Origin of the sequence: Pseudarthrobacter sulfonivorans (genome assembly GCF_024391045.1) — a bacterium.
Taxonomy (GTDB): Bacteria; Actinomycetota; Actinomycetes; order Actinomycetales; family Micrococcaceae; genus Arthrobacter; species Arthrobacter sulfonivorans_B.
In genome coordinates, this window is record NZ_JANFCZ010000016.1 from 66607 (window position 1) to 93340 (window position 26734).

The window sequence follows — 26734 nt, forward strand, 5'->3', positions numbered from 1 at the left end:
GCGTGATTCCCGTCATAGGCGGTCTTTGTTCGCTAGATTCTTCTTATGACTACTCATGTGCCCGGCGACGCGCTCGTCTCCCTGAACGGTGTGAATAAGCATTATGGTCAGCTGCACGTTCTGAAGGACATCAATCTCCAGGTCAAGAAGGGCGAAGTGGTTGTTGTCATCGGGCCCTCAGGCTCGGGCAAGTCCACGCTGTGCCGTGCCATCAACCGGCTGGAAACGATTGAAGGCGGCACCATCAGCATTGACGGCAAGGTGCTCCCGGACGAAGGCAAGGAGCTTGCCAGGCTGCGGGCCGACGTCGGCATGGTGTTTCAGTCCTTTAATCTGTTCGCCCACAAGACAATCCTTGAGAACGTCACCTTGGGACTGATCAAGGTCAGGGGCACGCCGAAGGCGCAGGCGGACAAAGAGGCCATGGCGTTGTTGGAACGTGTCGGGGTTGGCGCGCAGGCTCCCAAACTGCCGGCACAGCTTTCCGGCGGCCAGCAGCAGCGCGTGGCCATTGCCCGCGCCCTGGCCATGAAACCCAAGGTCATGCTCTTCGACGAGCCCACGTCTGCCTTGGACCCCGAGATGATCAATGAAGTCTTGGACGTCATGGTCCAGTTGGCCAAGGAAGGCATGACCATGGTTGTGGTCACCCACGAAATGGGCTTCGCCCGGAAGGCTGCTGACCGTGTGGTCTTCATGGCGGACGGTCAGATCGTGGAGGACGCCAAGCCCGAGGAGTTCTTCACCAATCCCCAAAGCAACCGGGCCAAAGACTTCCTGTCCAAGCTCCTCACCCACTGACAGCTTCACCCACGCACCCGGCCGCTTACCGGCGGCCACCAATGAAAGGTACCTGATGAAGACATTTTCACTCCGGAAGAGGCCGATGCTGCTGGCAGCAACTGCGGCTTTGGCGCTCGGACTCAGCGCCTGTGGCGGAACCGGCGGCGGTACTTCCCCCTCGGGCGCGGACGAAGCTCCCTACAAGGTCGCCGACAACGTCTCAATCACCGGCAGCCCGACGTTTGACACCATTAAGTCCAGCGGCAAGGTACGCATCGGCGTCAAGCAGGACCAGCCCGGGCTGGGCTTCAAGGACGCAGCAACCGGCGAATACTCCGGATTCGATATTGAAATCGCGCAGTGGATCGCAGCCTCCCTCGGACTCGCCAAGGACAAGATCGAGTTCAAGCCGATTCCCTCGGCAAACCGCGAGTCTGCCATCACCAACGGTGACATCGACTACTACGTCGGCACGTACTCCATCACTGACAAGCGCAAACAGTTGATCGACTTCGCCGGGCCGTACTTTGTCACCGGGCAGGGTCTCCTGGTCAAGAAGGACAACTCAACCATCAAGACCGAAAAGGATCTCTCAGGCAAGAACGTTTGTTCTGCCACGGGATCCACGCCCATTCAGAACATCAAGGCGAACTTCCCGGACACGAAGACCACTGAGTTTGACACTTACTCGCAGTGCGTCGAGGCCCTCAAGAGCGGCCAGGTTGACGCGGTCACCACGGACCAGGCCATCCTGCTCGGCTACGCCGCCCAGGAACCTGACAACCTGAAGGTAGTGGGCGAACCGTTCACCACCGAAAAGTACGGTGTGGGACTCAAGAAGGGCGATACCGCCCTTCGCCAGTTCATCAATAAGACGCTCACCGACGGCGGTTCGGTCTGGCAGAAGATCTACGACAAGACCCTCGGCCAGTCGGGCACCAAAGTCCAGCAGCCCGCAGTAGATAACTACTAAACCAACGTTGTGGGGCGGCCATTGCGCCGCCCCACAACACCTGCTGAAAGCGACGATTCTGTGAATACGCTGCTGAATAACTCTGATCTCTTCATCACGGGGTTTCGGAATACGCTCATACTGTTTTTCTTCTCGGCGATCTTTGCCATGATTCTCGGCACCATTGTGGCCAGCCTCCGGGTCTCGCCGGTTCCGGCCATGCGGGCCGTGGCCACCGCGTACGTCAACATCGTGCGCAATACCCCGTTGACTCTGGTGCTCTTCTTCTTCGCCCTCGGCTACCCCAAGCTCGGACTCGTCCCCATCGACTTCACGACGGCGGCCATCATCGGCTTGAGCCTCTACACAGCCACCTACGTGGCAGAAGCAGTCCGGTCCGGAATCAACACCGTGCCGGTGGGTCAGGCCGAGGCCGCCCGCGCCATCGGGCTCCCCTTCACTCAGACCCTGACCCTGGTGATCCTGCCCCAGGCGTTCCGGGCAGTGATTCCGCCGATGTTCAGTGTCTTCATCGCGCTGCTCAAGAACACCACCGTCGCTGCAGGTTTTTCGGTCTTTGAAGCGGGCGCCATCCGGGCGAATCTTTCAGAACGCGGAGAGCCTGCCCTGACCGGGCTGCTCTGGGTCGCCTTGGTCTTTATCATCCTCGTATTCATGCTTTCCGCGCTTCAGCGAAAACTTGAACAGAAGTGGAAGGTCACCCGATGAGCTCCGTTCTCTTCGACGCCCCCGGCCCGAAAGCCCGGACACGCTACCGGCTGCTCGGTGTTCTCACTGCGTTGGTGATCCTGCTGATAATCGGCTTCGTGATCCTGCGCTTCGCCGAAAGCGGCCAGTTTGACGCCAAGAAGTGGCAAATATTTACGTTCCCGCTGGTGCAGCAGACCATCGCCCAGTCCGTGGGTGCCACGTTGTCCGCGTTCGCCACCGCAGCTGTTCTGAGCCTGGTCCTCGGCATTCTGCTGGCTTTCGGGCGCCTGTCGGACCGCAAATGGATCAGCCTGCCCTGTTACGGGTTTACGGAGCTGTTCCGCGCGGTGCCGCTACTGATCCTGATGATGATTTTCTATTACGGCCTGCCCACAGTGGGCGTCCAGGGGATCACACCATTTACCGCTGTAGTGGCCGGTCTGGTCCTCTACAACGGCTCCGTCCTGGCCGAGGTATTCCGCGCGGGCATTGAGTCACTGCCGCGAGGGCAGAGCGAAGCTGGCTATGCCATCGGTCTCCCCAAGAGCGCTGTCATGACCAGCATCCTGCTCCCACAGGCCGTCCGGGCCATGCTCCCAGTGATCATCTCGCAGTTGGTGGTCATCCTTAAGGACACGGCTTTGGGCTTCATCGTTACCTACAACGAGATCCTGTTCCAGGCGAAATACTTCGGCAGCCAGATCCAGTACGGCTCGCCGATCATCCCGGCCGCCATTGTCGCCGCCGTACTGTATGTGGGCATGTGCCTGATACTGGCCGCCTTTGCCAAATGGCTCGAGAAGCGGCTGTCGCGCAAACCCGGCGCGGCCGTTATTCCGGCGGCGGCTGTCCCGCAGGAGGTCTAGGGGCTGGAGTACAGAAGCAAAGGGCGCGGATCCTCAGGATCCGCGCCCTTTGCTTGCCCGTGCTTAGTTTGCGAGCCAGCTCCGGAGCGCCCGCAGGCATTCGCGAATGGCGTCGGCGTCGACGTGCTCTTCATCCTTGTGGGCCAGCAGCGGATCGCCGGGGCCGAAGTTGACCGCCGGGATACCCAGTTCGCTGAAACGCGCGACGTCGGTCCAACCGTATTTGGGTTTGGGCTCAGCGCCGACGGCGGCCACGAAGGACGCGGCGGCGGGGTGGTTAAGTCCGGGACGCGCGCCGGCGGCGGCGTCGGTGCGCACTACCTCGAAGCCCGCCAGAAGCTCGCGGACTACTGCCTCTGCCTGGTCGGGAGACTTGTCCGGAGCGAAGCGGTAATTTATTTCCACCACGCACCGGTCCGGAATGACGTTTCCCGCGGTGCCGCCGTTGATCTTCACGGCATTGAGGCTCTCGCGGTAGTCGAGCCCGTCAACGTTGATGGTCTGCGGTTCGTAGGCGGCCAGCCGGGCGAGGATGGGCGCGGCGGCGTGGATGGCGTTGCTGCCCATCCAGGCCCGGGCGGAATGGGCGGCCTCCCCCACGGTGGTGGCCTCAAAGCGGCTGGTCCCGTTACAACCGCCCTCTACGGTGCCGTGTGTCGGTTCCAGGAGAATGGCAAAATCGCCGTCCAGGAGGTCGCCGTGGTTGCGGACCAGGCGGCCCAGTCCGCTCTTGACCGCTTCCACTTCTTCATGGTCATAGAAGACAAAGGTGACATCCCGCTTCGGCGAGGCACCGCCGTCGAACATTGTGGCCGCGAGCGCAAGCTGCACCGCGACTCCGCCCTTCATGTCGGTCGCTCCGCGCCCATAGAGGACGCCTTCCCCCGGGATGCCGGATTCCCACATCGAAGGGACGGTGCCCCGGGCACCATCGGTGGCGGGCAAAGGCACGGTGTCCAGGTGCCCGGCCAGGATGACACGTTCCGTCCGTCCCAGTTCGGTGCGGGCGATGATGGAGTCACCGTCGCGGACCACGCGAAGCTGAGGAATCGCACGCAGGGCCACGTCGACGGCGTCGGCCAGTTCCCCCTCATTCCCGGACACACTGTTGATGTCCATCAGGGTGGCGGTGAGCACCGCGACATCCTGGCGGAGGTCCAAAGGATCGGTGGTCGGTTCTGGAGCGGTCTCGGCAGTCACGTTGCCAGTCTAGTTCGAACCGCGCGCCCGCCTCTCGCTAGACTGGGGGGCATGACTGACACCGCTACCTCCGCCGCGCCCGAAGACCAGAACACAACCTCCGACGACCGCTCCGCGTACGGCTTCGGGTTGGCCACCATCACCACCGGCACCGCCGATGCCACGGTGCTGGACGTATGGTTCCCGGCACCGGCCCTGGGCATCGCGGCCGACAGCCTGCGTGCCGTGGAAAACGCCGACGCCGCCCTGGTCCAGCTCGCCGAGGACGGCATCGACCAGGACCGCGGCACTGAGCAGAAAGTGGTCTTCGTCCAGATCAACCTCGATGAAGCCCCGGCCGACACGGCAGACGCCTACCTTCGCCTGCACCTGCTCTCCCACCGGTTGGTGCAGCCCAACACCATCAACCTGGACGGCATCTTCGGCAAGCTCCCGAACGTTGTCTGGACCAACTTCGGCCCGGCCGCCGTGGAAGGCTTCGAGCTGACCCGGGCCCGGCTGCGCCGCCGCGGCGCCGTCACCGTGTACGGGATCGACAAGTTCCCGCGCATGGTGGACTACGTTGTACCCTCCGGTGTCCGGATTGCCGACGCCGACCGCGTCCGCCTCGGCGCCCACCTCGCCGAAGGCACCACCGTGATGCACGAAGGCTTCGTGAACTTCAACGCCGGCACACTCGGAACCTCCATGGTGGAAGGCCGCATCTCCGCCGGTGTGGTCACCGGCGACGGCAGCGACGTCGGCGGCGGTGCCTCCATCATGGGTACCCTCTCGGGCGGCGGCAAGGAGCGGATCGCCGTAGGCGAGCGCGTCCTGCTGGGCGCAAACTCCGGCGTAGGCATCAGCATCGGCGATGACTCCGTGGTGGAGGCCGGCCTCTACGTGACTGCCGGCACCCGCGTTCGCGTTCCCGGACCCAAGGACGAAGTGGGCGAGGACACCACCAAGATCGTCAAGGCGGCTGAGCTGTCCGGCGTTCCCAATCTCCTCTTCCGCCGCAACTCCACCACCGGCGCCGTCGAAGCCTTGCCCCGCAAGGGTCAGACGGTGGAACTGAACGACGCCCTCCACGCCAACTGACGCGGTGGCGCCGAGGGGACGTGGCTTCCGGCGTGCCACAGTGCTTCTGCTTGCCCTGGCACTGATAGCGGGCGGCGTCTACACGGTGGTGGCCATCGTGCAGCGTTCCGAAACACTGGTTTCGGAACGCTGCACGGCCGACACCGGCGCACAGTCAGCGGAGCTTGCCACCGATCAGGCTGCCAATGCCGCCCTAATTACGGCAGTGGCGGTCCGGCGGGGGCTCCCTGCGCGGGCAGCCAGCATCGCGGTGGCCACTGCGATGCAGGAATCGAAATTGCGCAACATCGGCCGCGGGGACCAGGCGGGACCTGACTCCCGCGGGCTGTTTCAACAGCGTCCGTCCCAGGGGTGGGGAACCCAGGAGCAGATTATGGATCCGTACTTTGCCGCCAATGCGTTCTACGACGCCCTGGTCAAAATACCAGGCTACGAATCCCTGGACATCACGGACGCCGCCCAGCGCGTCCAACGCTCCGCCTTTCCCGCCGCTTATGCGCAGCACGAGGTGATGGCCCGGTCGTTCGCGTCGGCTTTGTCCGGCCAGAGCACGGCTGCCCTGCAGTGTACGCTGCGTGCTCCCGACGCGGCCGGCCAGCCGGATACGGTGGACGTGGAGCTGTCACTGGCCTATGGAGAGCTCACCACGGCTGTGGAGGGCGGGTCCCTGGTGGTGGAGGCCGGCGGCAGCCAGGCATGGTCTGTGGCCCAGTGGGCTGTGGCCAACGCCAAGGACCTGGCTGTAGTACAGGTCGATGTCGCCGGGCACCGCTGGCTCCGCAAGAACCAGGCCGGCTGGGAGGAATCGGACGCGCCGGACGGACAGGTCCGGATCACCGTGGCGCCTGCGCCCTAGAGCGAGGTCAGGCCCGAGGGGCAGGGATGAGGGACTGGATGAGTCCTTCGATCCGGCCCTTGATCTCGTCACGGATGGGGCGGACGGATTCCAGGCCCTGGCCCGCAGGATCCTCCAGGACCCAGTCCTCGTAACGCTTTCCGGGGAAGTAGGGGCATTCATCGCCGCAGCCCATGGTGATCACGACGTCCGATTCCTGCACAGCTTCGGTGGTCAGAACCTTGGGGATCTCAGCAGACATGTCGATGCCCAGTTCCGCCATGGCCTCGACGGCGGCCGGGTTGACCTTGCCGGCGGGCCGGGACCCGGCGGAGCGGACCTCAATGTCGCCCTTGGCCATGGTCGTAAGGAAGGCCGCGGCCATCTGCGAACGGCCGGCATTGTGGACGCAGACAAACAAAACGGAGGGCTTCCTGGCGGTCTCGGTGCTCACGTGGTTTCTCCTTCTCGATAGATGGTGGCGGATGAGGGCTCAGGCGGCGTGCAGCCTGGGCGCGAGGTCGCTGATGCGGCCGGCAATGTCGGCGTAGGCGCCCTCGAAGGCCGCGTCAGTGTTGAGCCTGAGGGGATCGGGGACGGACCAGTGGATCCGGCCCAGGTCCGGGAGTTCCTCATGGGCGTTGTCGCACACGGTCACCACGAAGTCTTCAGCGCGGGCCACGTCGCCGAGCCGGCGCGGGGGCACGTCCGCGAGCTCGACGCCGTGGCGGCCTGCAACGCTGATGGCACCGGGGGCGATGCGGTCTGCGGGATGCGTCCCCGCGGACGCTGCCGGAATGTGGCTCATCTGCTGCCAGAGCGCGGTGGCCAGCTGCGACCTCGCGCTGTTGTGGGTGCAGACGAACAGGACGCGGCGGGCTGCATGGTCGCGGCCAGGCACCAGCCCGTCCAACGCACCCGGGGCAAGCCGGATGTAGGTGCGGCGCTTATCCGCCTCCGAACGGTGGCGCCTGCAGAGTCCTGCGCCCTCCAAGGTGCGCAGATGATGGGACAGCAGGTTTGAGGCCATGCCCAGCTCGGCCTGCAGCTCCGTGGGCGAAGAGTCTCCCAGCGTCAGGAGGTCCACGATGCGAAGGCGCGCCGGATCGGCGAGGGCCGCATGTTTGGCCACCCGCGCACGAAAGGCTGCATCAGTCTCCATTGCCTCAATTTTGACTGAGCTAATTCTGTCCGTCAAGCTGTTTGCATGACTTCTCACCAACCACCGCTGTGGCGCCGCGCCGGGGCCGAATTGCTCGGCACCGGCGTGCTGGTAATGATCGTTGTAGGTTCCGGGATCGCCGCCCAGCAGCTCTCCCCCAATGATGTAGGCCTGCAGCTGCTGCAAAACAGCACCGCCACCGTATTTGGTCTGACGGTGCTGATTCTCGTTCTGGGGCCAGTCAGTGGGGCTCACTTCAACCCCGTGGTGTCCCTTGCAGACTGGATCCTGCACCGGCGAAACGGGACGGGCCTGAGCCTGCCGGAGCTGGGAACCTACGTCCTTGCCCAGACCGTGGGCGGGATCAGCGGCAGTGTGGTCGCGAACGCGATGTTCGAGGTCGGCACGTCCATCTCAGCCAAAGACCGGGCCGGTACGGGGCACCTCATCGGAGAGATCGTGGCCACCGCGGGGCTCGTCCTGCTGATCTTCGCCTTGGCAGCCACCCGGCGGAGCGCCCTCGCAGCCCCCGCCGTGGGCGCTTATATCGGTGCAGCGTACTGGTTTACCTCGTCGACGTCGTTCGCCAACCCCGCCGTAACGGTTGGCCGCATCTTCAGCGACACGTTCGCCGGCATCGCGCCCGCATCGGTTCCCGGCTTCGTGATCGCCCAGCTGGTGGGTGCAGCCGTTGGCACCGGGCTGCTGCTGGCCCTGTTCCCGGCTGCTGACCGCGTCCATCCTGACGTGGTTGCGCCGCAGGGAACGCAAGCGGCCCGCTCGTAGCCCGCTCCCCCTAGGCGAGGATTTCCACCACCGGCTGGACGTAGCTGCGGAAGAGTTCCGGCTGCGACATGAGGTTGTGGCTCATGATGATTTTGTCCGGTTCCAAGTACCAGGCACGCTGTTCGTTCAACGGCAATTCGATGATCGTCAGGTTGAAGTCCCGTGCCTCCCGGCCCACCTCCATCAGGCGGTCATCCACCATGTCGCCTAACAGCTGGTCCGACCCGCTGGCTATCCGTTCCGCCTCCAGCCGGGCGTATTCGCTCCGGCGTTCCCGCGCCCAGACCAGGGCTGAGCCGAAGTGCGCCTGCAGCACGCGCTGGAGCGCCGGGGAGTTGCCGAAGGCCTCAAAATCCGGCGGCGAGAGTTCCGGCGCGGTCTGCGGATGCGATTTGAGCAATTGTTCCCACCAAGCTTCCCACTCGGTTTTGAGGGCGCTCATACCGCCCACGTCGGCGGTGAGATGCTGGTGGTCGGCGTGGCGAACCTTGGGCGCTGCGTGTGAGACTGCCGGGTGGCCCGCGCCGTCCAGGCCTGCCGCATCACGGACGAAGAGCGCGATCATCAGGGGCCCGGACGTGTCCGTCGTGATCTGCCAACCAGAACCACCTGTCTGCTGCATCCCAATTCCTCCTCTGGCCTGCCGTTTCCGGCGTCCGGCCGCTCTGCTTCCCCGAATCCCAGTCTATTCCCGATGCCAGCGGACGGTAATGTCAGCCGGCCAAGCTCCTCACGTGCCGGTCCAGGACGTCACGGCACATCTGCGCAGTCATCCAGCCGGGCTGAAGGAGGGCGTGCATGCAGAGCCCGTCGAGCATCGCCAGGAGCCTCTCTGCCTCGACAATCAGCGACTGCTGACCGTCGACGTCGTCGCTGACCAGGGCCGTGATCACCTGCCCGACAACGGCGGCCACCTCCCGGTGGCTGCGGTCACCTTCCGCGGCAAGGTAGGGCCGGATCCTGGCGGCATTTTTGAAGGCCATCCAGACGCAGGCCTCCACGGCCCGCTCCTCGTCCAGCGGCAGGAATTCACCCAGCAGGGTTAAAACGGCCTCGTGCCGCGCGGCCGTGCCGCGCCCGCTGGCCCCGATCGCCGGAAGGGCCGCCGTGAGCCGGACCACGATCCGGTCCACGACGGTGGCAAACGCAAACCGGAGCATCGCCTCACTGCCAGCGAAGTAGTGCCGGACCGAACCGACGGCCAGCCCGGCCTCGTCGGCCACCTCGCGCAGGGACGCGCGCTCCAGCCCGTCCACCGCGATAATCCGGAAGACGGCGTCGACAATTTCCGCGCGCCGGGCTTCGGCGTCAACAATTTTAGGCACCCTTATTATTTAGCACACCCGTGCTTAAATCCGCGAACCGGACGACTTGGGATAGCGTTGGACCCATGAAAATTCTGGTCACCGGTGGCACCGGTTACATCGGCTCCCACACTGTTTTGTCCCTGCAGGAAGCCGGCCATGAGGTGGTGGTGATCGACAACCTGGTGAACTCCAGCGAGGAGTCCCTGCGCCGCGTCGCCGAACTTAGCGGCAAGGCCGCGGAATTCCACCACGTGGACCTCGTGGACGAAGCCGCCGTGGACGCCGTCTTCGCCGGCAGCGGGATCGAGGCGGTGATCCACTTCGCCGGACTCAAGGCGGTGGGCGAATCCGTCCGCGAGCCGCTCAAGTACTACTACAACAACCTCGTGGGCACACTGAACCTGATCCGGGTCATGGACCGCCATGACGTGCGCTCCATCGTCTTCAGTTCGTCCGCCACCGTCTACGGCGAGCACAACCCCATCCCTTACGTGGAAAAAATGGAAATCGGCGCCAACAACCCCTACGGACGCACCAAGGAACAGATCGAGGACATCCTCGCGGACCTCGGCGCCGCGGACAGCCGCTGGCACATCGCCCTGCTGCGCTACTTCAATCCGGTGGGCGCCCACCCGTCGGGCCGGATCGGCGAGGATCCCCAGGGCATCCCCAACAACCTGGTCCCGTTCATCGCCCAGGTGGCCGTGGGCCGCCGTGAGAAGCTCATGATCTTCGGCGGCGACTACGGCACCCCTGACGGCACCTGCCTGCGCGACTACATCCACGTGGTGGATCTCGCCCAAGGCCACGTGGCCGCCCTGAACCACGTCGCCGACCGCACGGGCGTCTTCCGCTGGAACCTCGGCTCCGGAAAGGGCTCCTCCGTCCTGGAGGTCCTGCGCTCCTTCGAGAAGGCCGTGGGCCAGCCCATTCCGTACGAGATCACCGAGCGCCGGGCGGGCGACCTCCCCGCGTTCTGGGCCGACGCCACCTCCGCCCTGGCCGACCTCAGCTGGTCCACCACCAAAACCGTGGACGAGATGTGCGAAGACCACTGGCGCTGGCAGAAGAACAACCCCCAGGGCTACGCCTCCTGACCCTGCCTTCCCCATCGATTGCTCCGTAACTGCCCTTTGAGCCCCCAAAAGGGCAGTTACTCAGCAATGGATGGTGGTTAACGCGAAACGGCCGCTCACCTGTGAAAGGTGAGCGGCCGCCGTCGTAATTCAGTCAGTCCACGCGCGGAGGTTAGCGGACCGGGTAGTCGCGCTCCGGCTCGCCGATGTACAGCTGGCGCGGGCGGCCGATCTTGGTGTTGGGGTCGGTGATCATTTCACGCCACTGGGCGATCCAGCCAGGCAGGCGGCCGATCGCGAACAGGACAGTGAACATCTTCTCCGGGAAGCCCATGGCCTTGTAGATCAGGCCGGTGTAGAAGTCCACGTTCGGGTAGAGCTTGCGCTGGATGAAGTAGTCATCATTCAGCGCCTTCTCTTCGAGGCGCAGGGCGATCTCCAGCAGTTCGTCGTTGCCGCCGAGCTTGCTGAGGATCTCGTGTGCCGTGGCTTTGACGATCTTGGCACGCGGATCGTAGTTCTTGTAGACACGGTGTCCGAAGCCCATGAGGCGGACGCCGTCTTCTTTGTTCTTGACCTTCTCCATGTAGTCCTCGGGCTTGGTGCCGTCGGCCTGGATCTGGCGGAGCATTTTGAGCACGGCCTCGTTGGCGCCGCCGTGGGCGGGGCCGAAGAGGGCGTTGATGCCGGCCGACACCGAAGCGAAGAGGTTGGCGTTCGAGGAGCCAACCAGGCGCACGGTGGAGGTGGAGCAGTTCTGCTCGTGGTCCGCGTGCAGGATCAGCAGCAGGTCCAGCGCCTTGGCAATGACCGGGTCCACTTCATACTGCTCGGCCGGCAGGCCGAAGCTCAGTCGCATGAAGTTCTCCACGAGGTTGTGGGAGTTGTCCGGGTACAGCATGGGCTGCCCGATGGACTTCTTGTGCGCGTAGGCGGCGATGACCGGCATCTTGGCCATGAGGCGGATGGTGGACAGCTCCACCTGCTCGGCGTTGAACGGGTCCAGGGAGTCCTGGTAGAACGTCGACAGCGCGGAGACGGCCGAGGACAGCACGGGCATCGGGTGGGCGTCGCGCGGGAAGCCACTGAAGAAACCCTTGAGTTCTTCGTGCAGCAGGGTGTGGCGGCGGATCTTCTGGTCAAAGGCTTCCAGCTCGGTGGCGCTGGGCAGGTTGCCGTAGATCAGGAGGTAGGAAACCTCGAGGAAGCTGGAGTGCTGCGCCAGCTGCTCGATGGGGTATCCGCGGTAACGCAGGATGCCCGCATCGCCATCGATGTAGGTGATGGCGGAGGTGGTTGCTGCAGTGTTCATGAAGCCGGGGTCAAAGGTGACTGCGCCCGTCTGCTTGAGCAGCTTGGAAACGTCGTATCCTTCGTTTCCTTCAACAACCTTGATGCGCGGGAGCTTGAGCTCGCCTCCTGCATGGTGCAGGGTTGCGCTGTTGGTCTCAGTCATGGAGTCCCCTTCATGAGGCGCTTGGGCCTCTGTCGAAAGCTTGATCCAACCGGTGAGCCGTGGCACTGTCCCTGTTCATCCAGGAAATCCAACACCCGGGCTGCCTTCTTGTAGAAAGCCACCATTGATAGTCACTTAAAAAGTACCGCCCGATGGACTGGTGGCACTAATCGGCGGCTGCCGAAATCCCCCCAAAACGCCACCTTTGTGGCGCGAGTCATAAGATTGTTACGGAGCGGAGGTCAGCCGGGCTACCGCGGCGTCGATGCGCTCGTCGGTTCCGGTGAGTGCCACCCGCACGAAACCGTTGCCGGCGTCGCCGTAAAACACGCCCGGACCCACCACGATGCCCAAGCCGGCAAGTCGCGCCACGGTTTCCCAGGTGCCCTCCCCCGCGGTGGACCACAGATACAGTCCGGCGTCGGATTCCTTGATCTCGAGCCCGAAGTGCTGCAGTGCGGGCACCAGGCGTTCCCGCCGTCCGCGGTAGAGATCCTTCTGGGCCAGGACGTGGGTGTCGTCGCCCAGCGCCACCCGCATGGCTTCCTGCACCGGGTAGGGCACGATCATGCCTGCATGCTTGCGGCTGTTGACGAGGTTGGCCATGATGGCCGGATCGCCGGCCACGAAGGCGGCCCGGTAGCCGGCAACGTTGGATTGCTTGCTGAGGGAGTAGACGGCCAGGAGCCCGTCATGGGACCCGCCGGCAACGCGGGGATCCAGGATGCTGGGGACCGGTTCGCCGCCGCGCTGGGCATCCCAGGCGCCCCAGCCCAGCTCCGCATAGCATTCGTCCGAGGCCACCACAGCGCCCAGTTCGCGCGCCTGGGCCACCAGCGCCTTCAGCGACTCGACGTCCCGCACGCTTCCGGTGGGGTTCCCCGGGGAGTTGACCCAGATGAGGCGCACCCGGGCGAGGGTGGCGGCGTCGAGCTCGTCCAGGTGGTCCGTCGCCACTGAGGTGACCCCGGCAAGGGTAGCGCCAATGTCGTAGGTGGGGTACGCGACCTTGGGGCGGACGACGACGTCGCCGGGCTTGAGTCCGAGCAGGAGCGGCAGCCACGCCACCAGTTCCTTGGAACCAACTGTAGGCATGACGTTTTTGGGGTCGAGTCCCGCAACGCCGCGGCGGCGGTCGAACCACGTCGCGATGGCTTCGCGCAGCCCGGCGGTACCGTGCACGGTGGGGTAACCGGGGGCGTCAGCGGCGGCCCTGAGGGCCTCCTGGATCAGGACCGGCGTCGGGTCCACGGGGGTGCCGATGGAGAGGTTGATGGCCCCACCGGGATGCTCCGACGCCTTGGCGAGATACGGTGCCATGGCCTCCCACGGGTAATCGGGCAGGCTCAGGCCAAAAGTGTTCACCGCTGATGTCACCGGGGCGTCCGGCTCAGTGGTCTTGGTTCTGGGGCGGCAGGGCGGCGATCATCGGGTGGTCCTTGCCCGTGTTGCCGATCTTCGCGGCACCGCCGGGTGAGCCCAGGTCATCGAAGAACTCGACGTTTGCCTTGTAGTAGTCGGCCCATTCCTCAGGGGTGTCATCCTCGTAGTAGATGGCCTCCACGGGGCACACGGGCTCGCAGGCACCACAGTCGACACACTCATCGGGGTGGATGTACAGCGAACGCTCACCCTCATAGATGCAGTCGACCGGGCACTCCTCAATACATGCCTTGTCCTTGACATCTACACACGGCTGCGCGATTACGTACGTCACGTCCCTTGCCTCTCCACGTTGTTTCCGGCGACCGCCGGCACTTGAATCCGGCGCAATATCCGGACTATTGACTACTGAGCTTATTATCTCCCAGCCCGTTCCCGCGAACCTAGCGGGCCGCCTTAGTATGAACTGGTGAGTCCCGCCCAGCCTACGCCCCGTGAATTCCTGGCCGCGGCCACGCCCGGAACCAGGGTGGTGGTGCGGTACCGGATCGACGGCGGCCTGACGGACGCGCTGGGGCACCTGGTGACCACGGACGACGGCGAGTGCACAGTCAGGACGCGGAAGGCCGACGTCGTGATCCCCCTGCACCTCGTGGTCGCCGCGAAAGCGGTCCCGCCCGCCCCGCCGCGGCGCACGGCCGCGCGCTAAGGGCAGCTTTCACAGCGCCGGGGCCGCCCGTACGATCTGAAGACACGGCGATCGGCGCCCCTGCCGGTACAACGCAGAATGCCACCGGGAGGGAGCCGGTGGCATTCTGTTGGGCTGTGCGGCCTGTTGTTAGACCTTGGCGCGGGCGCGGTTGGCCTTGGCACGCTCGTTGGTGTCCAGGATGACCTTGCGGATGCGGATGGAATCCGGGGTCACCTCGACGCATTCGTCCTCGCGGGCGAATTCGAGCGACTCTTCAAGGGTCAGGTCGCGCGGCGGCGTCAGGTTCTCGAAGGTATCGGAGGAGGCTGCACGCATGTTGGTGAGCTTCTTTTCCTTGGTGATGTTGACGTCCATGTCGTCCGCGCGGGAGTTCTCGCCGACGATCATGCCCTCGTAGACCTCGGAGGTGGGTTTGACGAAGAAGGAGCCGCGTTCCTGCAGGTTGATCATGGCGAACGGCGTCACAACACCTGCGCGGTCGGCGATCATCGAACCGTTGGTGCGGTATTCGATCGGGCCGGCCCAGGGCTCGTAGCCCTCGGCGATGGACGCTGCGATGCCGGCGCCACGCGTGTCCGTGAGGAACTTGGTGCGGAAACCGATCAGGCCGCGGGCCGGGACGATGAATTCCATCCGGCACCAGCCGGTGCCGTGGTTGGCCATGTTGGTCATGCGGCCCTTGCGGGCTGCCATCAGCTGGGTGACGGCGCCGAGGTACTCTTCGGGCACGTCGATGGTCATGTGTTCCATCGGCTCGTGGATCTTGCCGTCGATGGTCTTGGTGACCACCTGGGGCTTGCCGACGGTCAGTTCAAAGCCTTCGCGGCGCATCTGCTCAACCAGAATGGCCAGTGCGAGCTCACCACGGCCCTGGACTTCCCAGGCGTCAGGACGCTCGGTGGGCAGGACTTTGAGGGAGACGTTACCGATCAGTTCCTTGTCCAGGCGGTCCTTCACCTGGCGGGCCGTGACCTTGGCGCCCTTGACCTTGCCGGCCAGCGGCGAGGTGTTGATGCCGATGGTCATGGAGATCGCGGGATCGTCCACGGTGATCAGCGGCAGCGGCTGCGGGTTCTCGACGTCGGTGAGGGTCTCACCGATGGTGATTTCCTCAATGCCGGCGACGGCGACGATCTCACCGGGTCCGGCTGATTCGGCCGGAACGCGGTCGAGGGCCTTGGTGGCGAGCAGTTCGGTGATTTTCACGGTCTTGAGCTCGCCGTTGGCGCGCGCCCAGGCAACCTGCTGGCCCTTGCGGAGGGTGCCGTTGTAGATGCGGAGGAGGGCGAGACGGCCCAGGAAGGGCGAGGCGTCCAGGTTGGTCACGTGGGCCTGGAGGACGCCGTTGGGGTTGTACGTGGGCGCGGGGATGTGGTCGATGATGGTCTTGAACAGCGGCTCGAGGTCTTCGTTGTCCGGGGCGGAGCCGTCGGCGGGCTGGTCCAAGGATGCGCGGCCGACCTTGGCGGCGGCGTAGACCACGGGGACGTTGAGGATCTTGTCCAGGTCCAGGTCCGGAACTTCGTCGGCGAGGTCCGAGGCGAGGCCCAGGAGCAGGTCCATGGACTCGTGGACAACTTCTTCGATGCGTGCGTCGGGGCGGTCAGTCTTGTTGACCAGCAGGATGACCGGCAGGTGCGCGGCGAGAGCCTTACGCAGCACAAAGCGGGTCTGGGGCAGCGGGCCCTCGGACGCGTCAACCAGGAGGACAACGCCGTCCACCATGGACAGTCCGCGCTCCACCTCGCCGCCGAAGTCGGCGTGGCCGGGGGTGTCGATGACGTTGATGGTGATGGTTTCACCGTGGGAGGACGGTCCGTTGTAGGCCACGGTGGTGTTCTTGGCCAGGATGGTGATGCCCTTTTCGCGCTCCAGGTCACCGGAGTCCATCACACGGTCTTCGAGGTGGTTGTGTTCGGCAAAGGAGTTGGTCTGCTTGAGCATGGCATCGACCAGGGTGGTCTTGCCGTGGTCAACGTGGGCCACGATCGCGACGTTACGCAGGTCACTGCGTGATGCAGTGGCTACCGCAGTGTTGGTGGTGGTTTCAGACATGCGTTATTGCTCGATTCAGTGTGAGTCAGCTGTTGTTTCGCCGCATTTCCAACCGGAGTCCACGACGGATTGGCCCATTAACACAGGGCGCCTTCCATTATTCTAAACGCTGCGGCCTAAGGCGCCTAAAAATCGACCAAGGGCCAAGACGCGGCAATCCCGGCGAATCACTCACCGGCGCTCCTGCGCCGTGGGCAAAGTCACTGGATTTTCATGACTTGATGCTTCATTATTGCTGTGATACTTCAAGCCCGGAGAGCCCCTGATGCGAAACGCCTCGGCCATGTCCCGCTTAGTCGCATCGGGAATCGCTGCCGGCGTCCTCCTCTGCGGCTGCGGGCAGCCAACTGCACCCCCTGCCGGGTCCCCCGCGTCCGCCACGCAAGCAGCGGGTGCTGCTGCCGCGGGCGCGCCTGCAGCGGCAGGTCCGGGGGCGGCGGGTGGTGCTGCGGGCCGCTACATTGAGCGCGGCGCTGATCCGGAAAGCCTGCCGGCCGGTTCCGTTGTCCGTAATCCCGCCAATGGCCGCGACGAAGTGGTCGTCCCGGACATCAGGCATACCGCGCTGCTGATCGGCGATTCACAGTCCGAACCCGCCGACGGCTGGCCGCGTCTTGGCCTCGCCGCCGTCGGCTACAAAGTCCACTTCTGCGGCCTCGGCGGAACCGGCTTTGTGGCGTCCAACGGAAAGACAGGCAACTACATCGACGCCCTGCAGCGGGGCGACTGGAAGCTGCCCTACGGGACGCCGGCCCTGATTGTCATCCAGGGCGGCGGCAACGATGCAGCCCAGGGTGCTTCGGACGCGCAAATCGTGGCCAACGCCGAGCGACTGATCAGTGCCCTCAGGGAGCGCTATCCGGCCACCCGGCTCGCGATGATCGGAACGCTGGCCCGCGGTGCCAACTACGGGGGCGGCCGCAGGACGCAGGTGGATGCGCTGCTGGGGAACCTGGCGGCCCGGAACGGCATACCGTTTGTTGGGGTGGGTGACTGGCTGACCAAGTACAACCTCGCCAGGAACCTGGCCGATGCCGTCCACATGAACACAGCAGGCCGCAAAACACTGGGCGGGCTGCTCGGGGACAACCTTCGGAAACTCAACCTTCAGTTGTAGGGCGTTAAGCGCAGGAGCCGGCGCCCTTCCGGGCACCGGCTCCGCTCACTCCCTGTGCTTCTCAGGCCACTTCCGGCGGAAGCATGAGCTTCGCCCCGGGAATGGCGTTGAGCAGGGCCTTGGTGTAATCCTGCTGGGGGGATTCGAAAACGTCATCCGTGGACCCCGTTTCCACCAGCTTCCCCTTCTCCATCACGCACACATGGTCGGCAATCTGCCGGACCACCGCAAGGTCATGGGTGATAAAGAGGTAGGTCAGCCCCAGGTTGGCCTGCAGGTCTGCCAGGAGATTGAGCACCTGGGCCTGAACCAGCACGTCCAAGGCGGACACGGCCTCATCGCAAATGATTACTTCCGGATCCAACGCGAGTGCCCGGGCAATGGCAATACGCTGACGCTGCCCGCCCGACAGTTCATTCGGGTACCGCTGCATGGTGGACTGGGGCAGCGCCACCTGATCCAGGAGTTCGCGGACCTTCTTTTCGCGGCTGGCAGGGTCGCCAATCTTGTGAACCCGCAAGGGCTCCTCGATGGTCCGGAAGATGTTGTACATCGGGTCCAGCGAACCGTACGGGTCCTGGAAGATGGGCTGCACCCGGCGGCGGAACTTGAAGAGCTCCTTGGGCTTGAGCAGTGACGTGTCGACGCCGTCGAAGAGAATCCTGCCTTCGGTCGGCTTCTCGAGCTGCAGGACCATTTTGGCGACAGTTGACTTGCCCGAACCGGACTCCCCCACAATCGCGGTGGTGGTCCCGCGCCTGACGTCGAAGCTCACACCGTCGACGGCCGCAAAGTCCGTGGCCTTTCCCAATCCGCTGCGCAGTTTGTAGACCCTGCGCAGGTCCTGGATCTGCAGGACGTTGTCCGCGGCAGCCACCTCGGCGGCGGGCGCCAACAGGTCCGATGCTTCCACGCCCTGTTCCTTGGCGACCTGGATACGCCGGCTCGCCAACGATGGCGCAGATTCGACCAGGCGCTTGGTGTACGGGTGCTGCGGGTTCCGCAACAGCTCAAGCGAGGGACCTGCTTCCACCACCTGGCCCCGGTACATCACCACCACTTTGTCTGCCCGCTCGGCAGCCAGACCCAGATCGTGAGTGATGAGCAGCACGGAGGTGCCGAGCTCTGCGGTCATGGTTTCCAGGTGATCGAGGATCTGCCGCTGGACGGTGACATCCAGGGCCGACGTCGGCTCATCCGCGATCAGCAGCCGCGGCTTGCAGGACAGCCCGATCGCGATCAGCGCACGCTGCCGCATACCACCGGAGAACTCATGCGGGTACTGGCCGGCGCGACGGTGGGCGTCCGGGAGGCCCGCCTCGGACAGCACCTTGGCGATGTCATCCGGACCGCTGGGCTGCCCGTTGGCCCGCAAGGTCTCTTTGACCTGGTAACCGATCTTCCACACGGGATTGAGGTTGGACATGGGGTCCTGCGGAACCATACCAATGGTATTGCCGCGCAGTTCGATCATCCGCTTTTCCGTGGCGTGGGCTATGTCCTCCCCGTCGAGGAGGATCTGCCCGCCGGACACCGCACCGTTGTTGGGCAGGAGTCCGATGGCGGCAAGGGCCGTGGTGGATTTTCCGGAGCCTGATTCGCCCACAATGGCCACGGTCTCACCGGGCATGATGGTCAGGTGCGCATTGCGGACCGCCTGGACATCACCGCCGCCGGTCTTGAAGGTAATGGCCAGATCGCGGATTTCCAGCAGGGGCTTCACGCCCGCACGTCCCGCCTCGTCGATGTGGATTTCTGGGGTCATCATCTCTTTGTCTCTCATCGCTGACGGCTCTTCGGATCAAGCGCGTCCCGGACGGCATCGCCGAGCATGATGAAGCTCAGCACGGTGATGGACAGCGCGGCTGCCGGGTAGAGCATGATCTGGGGATGTGTGCGGATGGATGCCTGGGCACCCGCAATGTCGTTGCCCCAGGACATGATGCCCTGCGGCAGGCCAATGCCCAGGAAGGACAAGGTAGCTTCCGCCACGATGAAGACACCCAGTTCCAAGGTGGCCAGGACAATGATCGGGGCCAGCGCGTTCGGCAGGACGTGACGGACCAGGGCGCCGAACCTCGAAACGCCCAACGAGCGGGCCGCCGTCACGAAGTCCGCATTGCGCACCTCGATGACCGCGCCACGGGTGATGCGCGCCATTTGGGGCCATGCCAGCAGGGAGATGACAAAAACCACCGTCCAGACGCTCCGGTTTTCCCGGAACAGCGGAAGCTGGGTGATGACCAGGGCGCCAAGGATCAAAGGCAGGGCGAAGAAAATGTCACCCAGGCGGGCAAGCACAGAGTCGACCCAGCCGCCGTAGTAGCCGGCGATGGCGCCGATCGTCACACCGATAACAAGCACGCACAGCACGGAAAGCACACCCACGGAAAGGGACGCCTGCGTGCCATGAATGACGCGGGAGTAGATGTCACAGCCCTGGAATGTGAAGCCGAACGGGTGGCCCGCGGAGGGACCGCCTTCGGAGTTGGACAGTTCGCAACCGTCATTCGGTGCAACGGACGAAAAGAGGCCGGGGAACAGCGCCACGACCAGGAGCGCAAGGATCAGCAGCGCGGAAATGATGAACAGCGGCCGACGGCGGAGCTTGCGCCACGCATCCGACCACAGGCTCACGGGCGCATGGTCGGTTTTGACGGCATCCGTTGCAAGCAGCGGTGTCTCGTCGATGGGCGCCACGAAGTGGCTGTTATTACTGGTCATAACGGATCCTCGGGTCTAGCCAGGCATACAGGAGATCAACGAGCAGGTTGGCCACCACGAAGACCAGCACCAGGACGCTGACGATGGAGACGATGGTTGGCCCTTCGCTGCGCAGCACCGCTTGATAGAGCTTGTTGCCGACGCCGGGAACGTTGAAGATGCCCTCCGTCACGATGGCACCACCCATCAGCCCGCCGAGGTTGGCGCCGAGGTAGGTCACCACCGGGATCAGGGAGTTGCGCAGGATGTGTGCAATCACGACCCGCGGCCGGGACAGGCCCTTTGCGGTGGCGGTCCGCACATAGTCTGCGTTCATGTTTTCGCTCACCGAAGCACGGGTCAGGCGGAGAACGTAGGCAAATGACACGAGGCCCAGGACCACTGCGGGCAGCAGCAGGCTGCCCCAGTCGGCATTGGCGCCGACCGTGGGTTTGGCCCAGCCCAGCTGGACACCGAAAACCAGCTGGAAGACGAAGCCGAGGACGAAGGTGGGCACGGCGATGACCACGAGTGAGGCCACCAGGACTGTGGAGTCAAACCATCCGCCGCGGCGGAGGCCGGCGAAAACGCCAAAGGCGACGCCGAAGATGGCCTGGATGGCCAGCGCTTCAACGGCAAGCATGGCCGTTACGGGAAAGACGCGCGCCAGGCTGGCTGCGATGGGCTGCCCGGTGAAGTCGTTACCGAGGTTGAAGGTGAAGAGGTTCTGCAGGAACAGTCCGTACTGGACCCAGAAGGGCTGGTCGAGGTGGTACTGGCTGCGGAGGGTGTCAATGACGGCCTGCGGGGGCTGGCGGTCACCGAAGAGGGCTGCGATGGGGTCGCCGGGTAGGGCGAAGACCATGTAGTAGACCAAAAGCGTGGTGCCGATGAAGACAGGGATCACCTGGAGGAGTCGACGCAGAATAAAGCGGACCACCGGATCACCAGCTTTCGGGGAACGAAGAGGGGGATTTCATGTGTGCCTTCCTGCCGTACAGGACAATGGGGGCCCGGCTGACGCCGGACCCCCAATCTGCCTGACGGCAAGTTTAGATCCTGGAGACTACTTGGCGGTGATGTTGTAGTAGAGAATTCCGCCATTCCAGCCGGTCTCGGCCTTCGTAACGTTGTTGCTCCACACGATCGGCCGTGCCTGGTCCCACAGCGGCAGACCCGGAAGGTCCTGGAAGAGGACTTCCTGTGCCTGGTTGAACTTTGCGTTCGCCTCTTCGGTGGTCTTGGCAGCCAGACCCTCCTTGAGCAGCTTGTCGAACTCCGGGTTCGAGTACTTCTCGTAGTTGGAGGATGCGCCGGTTGCCCAGACGGGTCCGAGGAAGTTGTACAGCGACGGGTAATCGCCCTGCCAGCCCGCGCGGGTCAGGCCGGGGAGCTGCTGGGACTTGCGCAGGTTCAGGACTTCGGCAAACTTGGCGAACGGCTGGATTTCAGCCTGGATGCCGAGGTTGTTCTTGAAACCGTTGGCTACAGCGTCGATCCATTCCTTGTTGCCGCCGTCAGTGTTGGAGGCAATCTGGAGCGGCTTGGAGCTGTCGTACGGCTTGATCTTGTCAGCCTGGGCCCACAGGTCCTTGGCCTTGGCGGCGTCAAACTTGAGGACTTCGCTGCCCTTGAGGTCGGCCTTGAAACCATCGATGACCGGCGGTGCGAAGGCCTTGGCCGGGGTACGGGTACCGTTGAAGACCACCTTGGCGATTTCTTCGCGGTTGATGGCGTAGGACAGTGCCTGGCGGCGCAGCTTGCCGGCTTCACCCTGGAAATTCGGGTTGTAGCCCGGGATGTTGAGCGTGGAGTCGGTGGCAACGGCCTTGGTGGAGTTACGGTCCGGGAAGTCCGTGGTGTAAGTCTTCAGGGCATTGGACGGAAGAACATCCGTGACGTCCAGGTTGTCGGACTGCAGGTCCGTGTACGCGGGGCCCGGATCGGTGTAGAACTTGAAGGTTACGCCGCCGTTCTTGGAAGCGCGGGGACCATCGTAGTCAGCGTTCTTCACGAGCGAAATGGACTGGTCGTGAACCCACGCACCGGCCTTTTCCAGCTTGTAAGGACCGTTGCCCACCGGGTTCTCGCCGTAGGTCTTCGGGTCCGTCAGTGCTGCGGAGGGCAGCGGGTAGAAGGCAGAGTAGCCCAGGCGCAGCGACCAGTCGGCTTCAGGCTGAGCCAGCTTGACCGTGATGGTGGAGTCGTCGGTGGCCTTCAGGCCGGACATGGTGTCGGCGGTCGGAGCGGGCGTGGTGGTGGTCTTGCCGTCCGCAGCCTTCTCCGTGGTTACAGCCGAGACATCCTCGTAGCCCGCGATGGACTCGAAGAAGAAGCCGTTGTTCTGCAGGTTCTTGGAGTTCGCAGCGAAGTTCCAGGAATCAACGAAGGTCTTGGCCGTGATGGCTTCACCGTTGGTGAACTTGTGGCCCTGCTTGACCTTGATGGTCCAGTTCTGGGCGTCAGTGGACTCAATGGAGTCTGCCAGTGCGTTGACCGGCTTGCCGTCGGCATCGTAGCTGCGGAGGCCTTCGAACAGCAGTTCAACGACGCGGCCGCCGTAAACTTCGTTAGTGTTTGCCGGCAGCAGCGGGTTCTGAGGCTCGTTGCTGTAAGCGGTGATGACCTTGTTGGGGTCACCGGCAGATTGGCTGGCACCGTCATTGCTGCCGCCTCCAGCGCCGCAGCCGGTCAGGGCAAGGGCGGCGATCGCCACCATGCCGAGTGCTTTGGAAGTGCGCGTGAAACGCATTCCGCCTCCTATGAGTTGTGGGAGATGTTCGGGGAAATCGTTTTGCTCCCCGGCAGCCGCATCGCAGAATTACACTGTGACGCAGCCCATGATGAGTAGCCTAACTGCACAAAGTCCAAATACTGGTACACCGTTGCCAAACCGTAATCAGTTAACGGCCAATAACTAGCTTGTCCCGGAAAGTTGCGCAAGTCACATGCTACTCGCTGGTAGGACTGAGCGTGAAATCGGCCCTGCCGGGCTCCCCCGGCTTTCGTGTTGGCCGCTGCCCCGCCTATTTGAGGCGCCACTCCCACACGTTCCACCACACGCCCAGCGGACCGGAGCTTGGCACAATTCCGGTCACTCGGTGGCTGTATGCGACCGTTCCGGTGGTTTGGTAGAGCGGGAGGCCGTAGGCGCTTTGCCAGATCCGCTTGTCCACGCTGGCCAGCAGTTCGTCCTGTTTTCCCAGGTCCGTGGTGCTTGCCAGGTCATCCATTGCCTTGTCCGCTTCGTTGTCGGAGAACCCGTTGAAGTTGCTTCCGGCGCCGGTCTTGAAGATCTGGGGAACACGGCTGACACCCACGCTGGGGCCGATCCATCCGAGGATTGCGGCATCGTAGCCACCCTTGTTCAGTGCCGCCGCCCAGTCGGCATTGCCCAGGCCTGCGTCCTCAACGGTGAAGCCGGCGGCGCGGGCCGAGTCCCGGATGAGGGAGAACGCCCGGGCCCGGTTGGGGTTGTCTTTGTTGTACAGGATCCGGATTGTCGGGCTCGCGCCGCGCAGCTGCGAAACTGCGGCCTGGATATCGACCTTTATAAAGTCAGCGGATCCATTGTTCTTGACGGTGTCCGCATATTTGGGATGCGACGGGAGGAAGACGTATGAATCCAGCGGTTTCGCGTCAGCCACCGGGCCCCCCACCACGTCGTTGACGATCTCCTGCCGTGGAACGGTCTTGAGGAACGCCTGACGGACATCCTTCTCAGCGAAGGGGCCGGAGAACTTCAGATCCAGATGGTCATAGCCGGACTGGTTGTACCGTTCCACGGTGTTTCCCTGCGCCGCCAGCCCGTCAAACAGGGCCTCGGTTCCGGCGCTCGGCTGCGGCGCAATAATGTCTGCCTGCCCCGCGCGGAGTGCCTCTGCGGCGGCCCCGGCAGAACCGGTGAAGCGAACGGTGACCTGGTCAAGATAGGGCTCGGCTCCCCACACGTAGTCCTTGTTCCGGACGAGCGTGATGGACGCGTCCGGAACAATATCCCGGACGATGTAGGGACCGCTGGAGAGGTACATCGCCGGGTCCTGCGGCAGTGATTTGGTGTCGAAGCCGGTGTTCCAGAAATCGCCGACGCGTTTCAATGCGGCATTCGCCGCGGGGCGGTCCGGGTCACCGCGCGGCGAGTCCTTGAGCAACTCGATGAGGTCGCCTTCGTCGTTCAGGCCGCTTTTGGCGGCGACCACATGGGCCGGAAGGCCGACGTCGAACGCTACTTCCCAATCCGCGTACGGTGACAGGTATTCAAGGGTGATCGAACGGCCGTCGCTCCCGATTTCCGGGAGCGCGGTGGCAGCCAGGCCGGTCCTGTCGGAAGCGGCAGAAAAGTACCTGGTGCCCGTCCCGGACTTGGCGTTCGCGTCGTCAAAATAGCCAGAGCCGGCCGCCCATGCCAGGAGGAGGTCCCCGGCGTCTATGGGGGCGCCGTCGGACCATTTCACACCCTCGTTGACGGTGTATTTCACTTTCAACGGCCTGTCGGACACCTTCTCAAAGCGGCCGAACTTCTCGTTGCGGACCACCTTTTCGGTGTTGTCAATGTAGTAGAACCCGGAATGGGTGATCTGGCCGATCTTGGTGTTGATGTCCGTGTTGCCCGCGGCACTGAACGGGTTGAATGAGGTGAAGGCGTTCACCTCGGCCACAGTGACGCTGCCGCCGCGTTTCGTCTCGCCCACCACCACAGGCGCGGTTCCCCCCGGACCGGAGCATCCCGACATGACAAGGGCCGCGGCCACAGCAGCGGTAATGACCTGAATCAGACGCCTCAGCGGCACGCAGTCTCCTTTGCCAGTTCCGGATCAGACGTTGACGCGGAACATACTTCTTCAACCCACACGCCGTTGAGTCTCGTTGTTTTCATTGAATTCTAACGGCTCAGGGAATTGCCCCGGCGGCAACGTAATGGCACCTGGATATCATGAGGATCAGCCCCACACCGACCCGAAGGAAGCCCATGCCCCAGTCTCCACAACCTTTGCGCAAGCTTGGCTTCCTCACCATTGGCCTGTTCGATCCGGCGGATCCGGCCAAGGGGCACGAATCGACGTTGCAGGTCATCGAACTCGGCGAACGTCTTGGGTTCGACAGCGCCTGGCTGCGCCACCGCCACCTGCAGTTCGGGATCTCCTCCCCCATTGCGGTTATGGCCGCGGCCAGCCAGCGCACCTCCCGGATTGAGCTTGGAACTGCCGTGACCCCGATGGGCTGGGAAAACCCGCTGCGTCTGGCGGAGGATCTGGCCACCGTTGATCTGCTGGCTGGCGGGCGCATCAATCCGGGCCTGAGCGTGGGTGAACCAATGCATTACGAGACCGTAAAGCACGAGTTGTACCCGGATACCGCCGAACTGGAGGACTTCAGCTACGCACGGGTCAATCGTCTGGCGCGGTTGATTGCGGGCGAACCGGTCCGCGAGTTCTCCGGCAAGCAGGGGGTGGTCGAGGAATTCTCCAACCGCGTCGAACCGCACTCGTCCGGGCTGCGTGGACGGCTCTGGTATGGGGCAGCCAGCATGAAATCGGCGGTGTGGGCAGGGGCGAACGGATTCAACCTGCTCTCCAGCAGCGTGATCTTCCCGGATGCGGACCAGGAGCCCGTGTTTGGCCGGATCCAGCAGGCACAGATCCGCGCCTACCGCGAGGCGGCCGCCGCGGCAGCCCAGCCGCACGGACCGGCCAGGGCCTCGCAGGGCCTGGTGGTGATCCCGACCGATTCGGCGTCATCGAAACAACGGGAAAAATACCAGCGGTACGTCGATGAACGCACGCCCCGGACCCACGCGCCGCAGGGGCCCCGGGGCATGCTGTTCGCCCCTGACCTCCTGGGCACCAGCGATCAGATTGCGGAACAGCTGTACGCGCACGCAGGGTTTCAGGAGGTCGACGAAGTGGCGTTCGCGCTGCCCTTCAGCTTCGAGCATGAGGATTATGTCCAGATCCTCACCGACATCGCCACCAAACTGGGGCCGGCCCTGGGATGGAGTCCGGCAGGGCACTGAGCTGGTTCTGAGTACGAAAATCGCGCCCCGGGCTGTGCCGGGGCGCGATTCTCGAAGCCGTGGCTAGACGTTGAAGCGAAACTCCACCACGTTCCGTAGCTGAATAACCTTTGGAGTAGATGGTTCCGAGGCGACAGGGCTGAGCACGGACGTATGCTTTGCTGCCTAGATCGTCCGACTGACAACCGCGTTGGGGGTACGGCGCTCGGGCCTCTCCGATGCACCTGTCACCTGCGAGGAGGCCGTGTCGGTCGCGTCACTGGAACCGGAGCTCGCGACTCGCCGCTTCTGTCGTTCCACACTACGGCCGGCCCTCCAGCCCGCCCCCCATGGAATTAGTCCGGACTCTCTTTTCGCACGTTGCCACTCGAGCTTGAGCATCTCGTGGAAGTGCTCAACTAACTCACGTCCAGCCTCGGGGGTCGGTGTCAGGACGTATTTGTTGAGCAGGCAGACCGCTTTCTGATCCTTGTAGGGGTTCAGTCGTAGGACGATCGCGTTGCGCATGCGCTCGCGCTCTCGCATGTCTTCCTGGCC

At 63.9% G+C, this 26734-nt stretch carries 26 protein-coding genes; 11 read left to right on the forward strand and 15 right to left on the reverse strand.

The window, feature by feature from the left end; translation table 11 throughout:
* Window positions 1–45 precede the first annotated feature (45 nt).
* From NQJ30_RS11945 to NQJ30_RS11960, 4 genes are read left to right on the forward strand one after another with little or no spacing between them, the layout of a single operon-like run.
* A complete protein-coding gene (locus NQJ30_RS11945) occupies window positions 46–801 on the forward strand; it encodes an amino acid ABC transporter ATP-binding protein (RefSeq protein ID WP_255770134.1) in 756 nt (251 codons plus the stop codon).
* A gap of 55 nt (window positions 802–856) precedes the next feature.
* The gene (locus tag NQJ30_RS11950; RefSeq protein WP_255770135.1) at window positions 857–1756 is read left to right on the forward strand and encodes a glutamate ABC transporter substrate-binding protein; all 900 of its coding nucleotides are present in this window, start codon (window positions 857–859) and stop codon (window positions 1754–1756) included.
* Window positions 1757–1816: 60 nt separating this feature from the next.
* Window positions 1817–2464, forward strand: coding sequence for an amino acid ABC transporter permease (locus NQJ30_RS11955; RefSeq protein ID WP_255770136.1), 648 nt, complete (start codon window positions 1817–1819; stop codon window positions 2462–2464).
* Window positions 2461–3312, forward strand: a complete 852-nt coding sequence (locus NQJ30_RS11960; RefSeq protein WP_255770137.1) for an amino acid ABC transporter permease — start codon at window positions 2461–2463, stop codon at window positions 3310–3312. The genes NQJ30_RS11955 and NQJ30_RS11960 overlap by 4 nt, the downstream gene beginning before the upstream one ends.
* Before the next feature lie 63 nt (window positions 3313–3375).
* Here NQJ30_RS11960 and dapE read toward each other — a convergent pair whose 3' ends face one another.
* A complete protein-coding gene (gene dapE, locus NQJ30_RS11965) occupies window positions 3376–4512 on the reverse strand; it encodes a succinyl-diaminopimelate desuccinylase (RefSeq protein WP_255770138.1) in 1137 nt (378 codons plus the stop codon).
* 51 nt (window positions 4513–4563) lie between these two features.
* On the opposite strand from dapE, the gene dapD reads away from it, so the two are divergent.
* Both dapD and NQJ30_RS11975 read left to right on the forward strand, forming a co-directional pair.
* The gene (gene dapD / locus NQJ30_RS11970; protein WP_255770139.1) at window positions 4564–5592 is read left to right on the forward strand and encodes a 2,3,4,5-tetrahydropyridine-2,6-dicarboxylate N-succinyltransferase; all 1029 of its coding nucleotides are present in this window, start codon (window positions 4564–4566) and stop codon (window positions 5590–5592) included.
* Window positions 5593–5596: 4 nt separating this feature from the next.
* Window positions 5597–6448, forward strand: coding sequence for a hypothetical protein (locus NQJ30_RS11975; protein ID WP_441339095.1), 852 nt, complete (start codon window positions 5597–5599; stop codon window positions 6446–6448).
* 7 nt (window positions 6449–6455) lie between these two features.
* On the opposite strand, the gene NQJ30_RS11980 is transcribed toward NQJ30_RS11975, so the two are convergent.
* Window positions 6456–6881 carry an arsenate reductase ArsC gene (locus NQJ30_RS11980; protein WP_255770140.1) on the reverse strand — a complete coding sequence of 142 codons (426 nt, stop codon included), beginning with the start codon at window positions 6879–6881 and terminating at the stop codon, window positions 6456–6458.
* A gap of 39 nt (window positions 6882–6920) precedes the next feature.
* Window positions 6921–7589, reverse strand: coding sequence for an arsenate reductase/protein-tyrosine-phosphatase family protein (locus tag NQJ30_RS11985; RefSeq protein ID WP_255770141.1), 669 nt, complete (start codon window positions 7587–7589; stop codon window positions 6921–6923).
* A 45-nt stretch (window positions 7590–7634) separates the two neighbouring features.
* Here NQJ30_RS11985 and NQJ30_RS11990 point away from each other — a divergent pair, with 45 nt between their 5' ends.
* Window positions 7635–8375 carry an aquaporin gene (locus NQJ30_RS11990; RefSeq protein WP_255770142.1) on the forward strand — a complete coding sequence of 247 codons (741 nt, stop codon included), beginning with the start codon at window positions 7635–7637 and terminating at the stop codon, window positions 8373–8375.
* Between the two features lie 10 nt (window positions 8376–8385).
* Here NQJ30_RS11990 and NQJ30_RS11995 read toward each other — a convergent pair whose 3' ends face one another.
* Together NQJ30_RS11995 and NQJ30_RS12000 are read right to left on the reverse strand one after the other, a co-directional pair.
* Window positions 8386–8997: a hypothetical protein gene (locus NQJ30_RS11995; protein ID WP_255770143.1), complete on the reverse strand. Its 612-nt coding sequence runs from the start codon at window positions 8995–8997 to the stop codon at window positions 8386–8388.
* A 91-nt stretch (window positions 8998–9088) separates the two neighbouring features.
* Entirely contained in the window at window positions 9089–9700 is a 612-nt protein-coding gene (locus NQJ30_RS12000; RefSeq protein WP_255770144.1) for a TetR/AcrR family transcriptional regulator, read from the reverse strand.
* A gap of 65 nt (window positions 9701–9765) precedes the next feature.
* Between NQJ30_RS12000 and galE the strand changes: the two genes are divergently transcribed.
* Complete coding sequence (gene galE / locus NQJ30_RS12005; RefSeq protein WP_255770145.1) at window positions 9766–10779, forward strand: UDP-glucose 4-epimerase GalE; 1014 nt, start codon at window positions 9766–9768, stop codon at window positions 10777–10779.
* 151 nt (window positions 10780–10930) lie between these two features.
* On the opposite strand, the gene NQJ30_RS12010 is transcribed toward galE, so the two are convergent.
* From NQJ30_RS12010 to fdxA, 3 genes are all read right to left on the reverse strand, one after another.
* Entirely contained in the window at window positions 10931–12214 is a 1284-nt protein-coding gene (locus tag NQJ30_RS12010; protein WP_255770146.1) for a citrate synthase, read from the reverse strand.
* A 228-nt stretch (window positions 12215–12442) separates the two neighbouring features.
* Window positions 12443–13591, reverse strand: coding sequence for a succinyldiaminopimelate transaminase (dapC, locus tag NQJ30_RS12015; protein ID WP_255770147.1), 1149 nt, complete (start codon window positions 13589–13591; stop codon window positions 12443–12445).
* A 13-nt stretch (window positions 13592–13604) separates the two neighbouring features.
* Window positions 13605–13931, reverse strand: coding sequence for a ferredoxin (gene fdxA / locus NQJ30_RS12020; RefSeq protein WP_013601705.1), 327 nt, complete (start codon window positions 13929–13931; stop codon window positions 13605–13607).
* Between the two features lie 135 nt (window positions 13932–14066).
* On the opposite strand from fdxA, the gene NQJ30_RS12025 reads away from it, so the two are divergent.
* Window positions 14067–14306, forward strand: a complete 240-nt coding sequence (locus NQJ30_RS12025) for a putative acetyltransferase (protein WP_255770148.1) — start codon at window positions 14067–14069, stop codon at window positions 14304–14306.
* A gap of 129 nt (window positions 14307–14435) precedes the next feature.
* Here NQJ30_RS12025 and typA read toward each other — a convergent pair whose 3' ends face one another.
* Window positions 14436–16364 (reverse strand): translational GTPase TypA, encoded by a 1929-nt coding sequence (typA, locus tag NQJ30_RS12030; RefSeq protein WP_255770149.1) that lies wholly within the window; start codon window positions 16362–16364, stop codon window positions 14436–14438.
* A 283-nt stretch (window positions 16365–16647) separates the two neighbouring features.
* Between typA and NQJ30_RS12035 the strand changes: the two genes are divergently transcribed.
* Entirely contained in the window at window positions 16648–17481 is an 834-nt protein-coding gene (locus NQJ30_RS12035; protein WP_255770150.1) for an SGNH/GDSL hydrolase family protein, read from the forward strand.
* 61 nt (window positions 17482–17542) lie between these two features.
* Here NQJ30_RS12035 and NQJ30_RS12040 read toward each other — a convergent pair whose 3' ends face one another.
* From NQJ30_RS12040 to NQJ30_RS12060, 5 genes are all read right to left on the reverse strand, one after another.
* Window positions 17543–19249: a dipeptide ABC transporter ATP-binding protein gene (locus tag NQJ30_RS12040; protein ID WP_255770151.1), complete on the reverse strand. Its 1707-nt coding sequence runs from the start codon at window positions 19247–19249 to the stop codon at window positions 17543–17545.
* A gap of 11 nt (window positions 19250–19260) precedes the next feature.
* The gene (locus NQJ30_RS12045) at window positions 19261–20205 is read right to left on the reverse strand and encodes an ABC transporter permease (protein ID WP_255770153.1); all 945 of its coding nucleotides are present in this window, start codon (window positions 20203–20205) and stop codon (window positions 19261–19263) included.
* The gene (locus NQJ30_RS12050; RefSeq protein WP_255770154.1) at window positions 20195–21124 is read right to left on the reverse strand and encodes an ABC transporter permease; all 930 of its coding nucleotides are present in this window, start codon (window positions 21122–21124) and stop codon (window positions 20195–20197) included. Before NQJ30_RS12050 ends, NQJ30_RS12045 begins: the two co-directional genes overlap by 11 nt.
* Window positions 21125–21250: 126 nt before the next feature.
* A complete protein-coding gene (locus NQJ30_RS12055) occupies window positions 21251–22936 on the reverse strand; it encodes a peptide ABC transporter substrate-binding protein (RefSeq protein ID WP_255770155.1) in 1686 nt (561 codons plus the stop codon).
* Window positions 22937–23210: 274 nt separating this feature from the next.
* Window positions 23211–24974, reverse strand: coding sequence for an ABC transporter family substrate-binding protein (locus NQJ30_RS12060; RefSeq protein WP_255770156.1), 1764 nt, complete (start codon window positions 24972–24974; stop codon window positions 23211–23213).
* Between the two features lie 179 nt (window positions 24975–25153).
* Between NQJ30_RS12060 and NQJ30_RS12065 the strand changes: the two genes are divergently transcribed.
* On the forward strand, window positions 25154–26197 hold the full coding sequence (locus NQJ30_RS12065; protein ID WP_255770157.1) for an LLM class flavin-dependent oxidoreductase: 1044 nt from the start codon (window positions 25154–25156) through the stop codon (window positions 26195–26197).
* 165 nt (window positions 26198–26362) lie between these two features.
* Here the strand turns inward: NQJ30_RS12065 and NQJ30_RS12070 are convergent.
* Window positions 26363–26734 (reverse strand): hypothetical protein (locus NQJ30_RS12070; protein ID WP_255770158.1); only part of this gene is annotated, 372 nt, incomplete at its 5' end.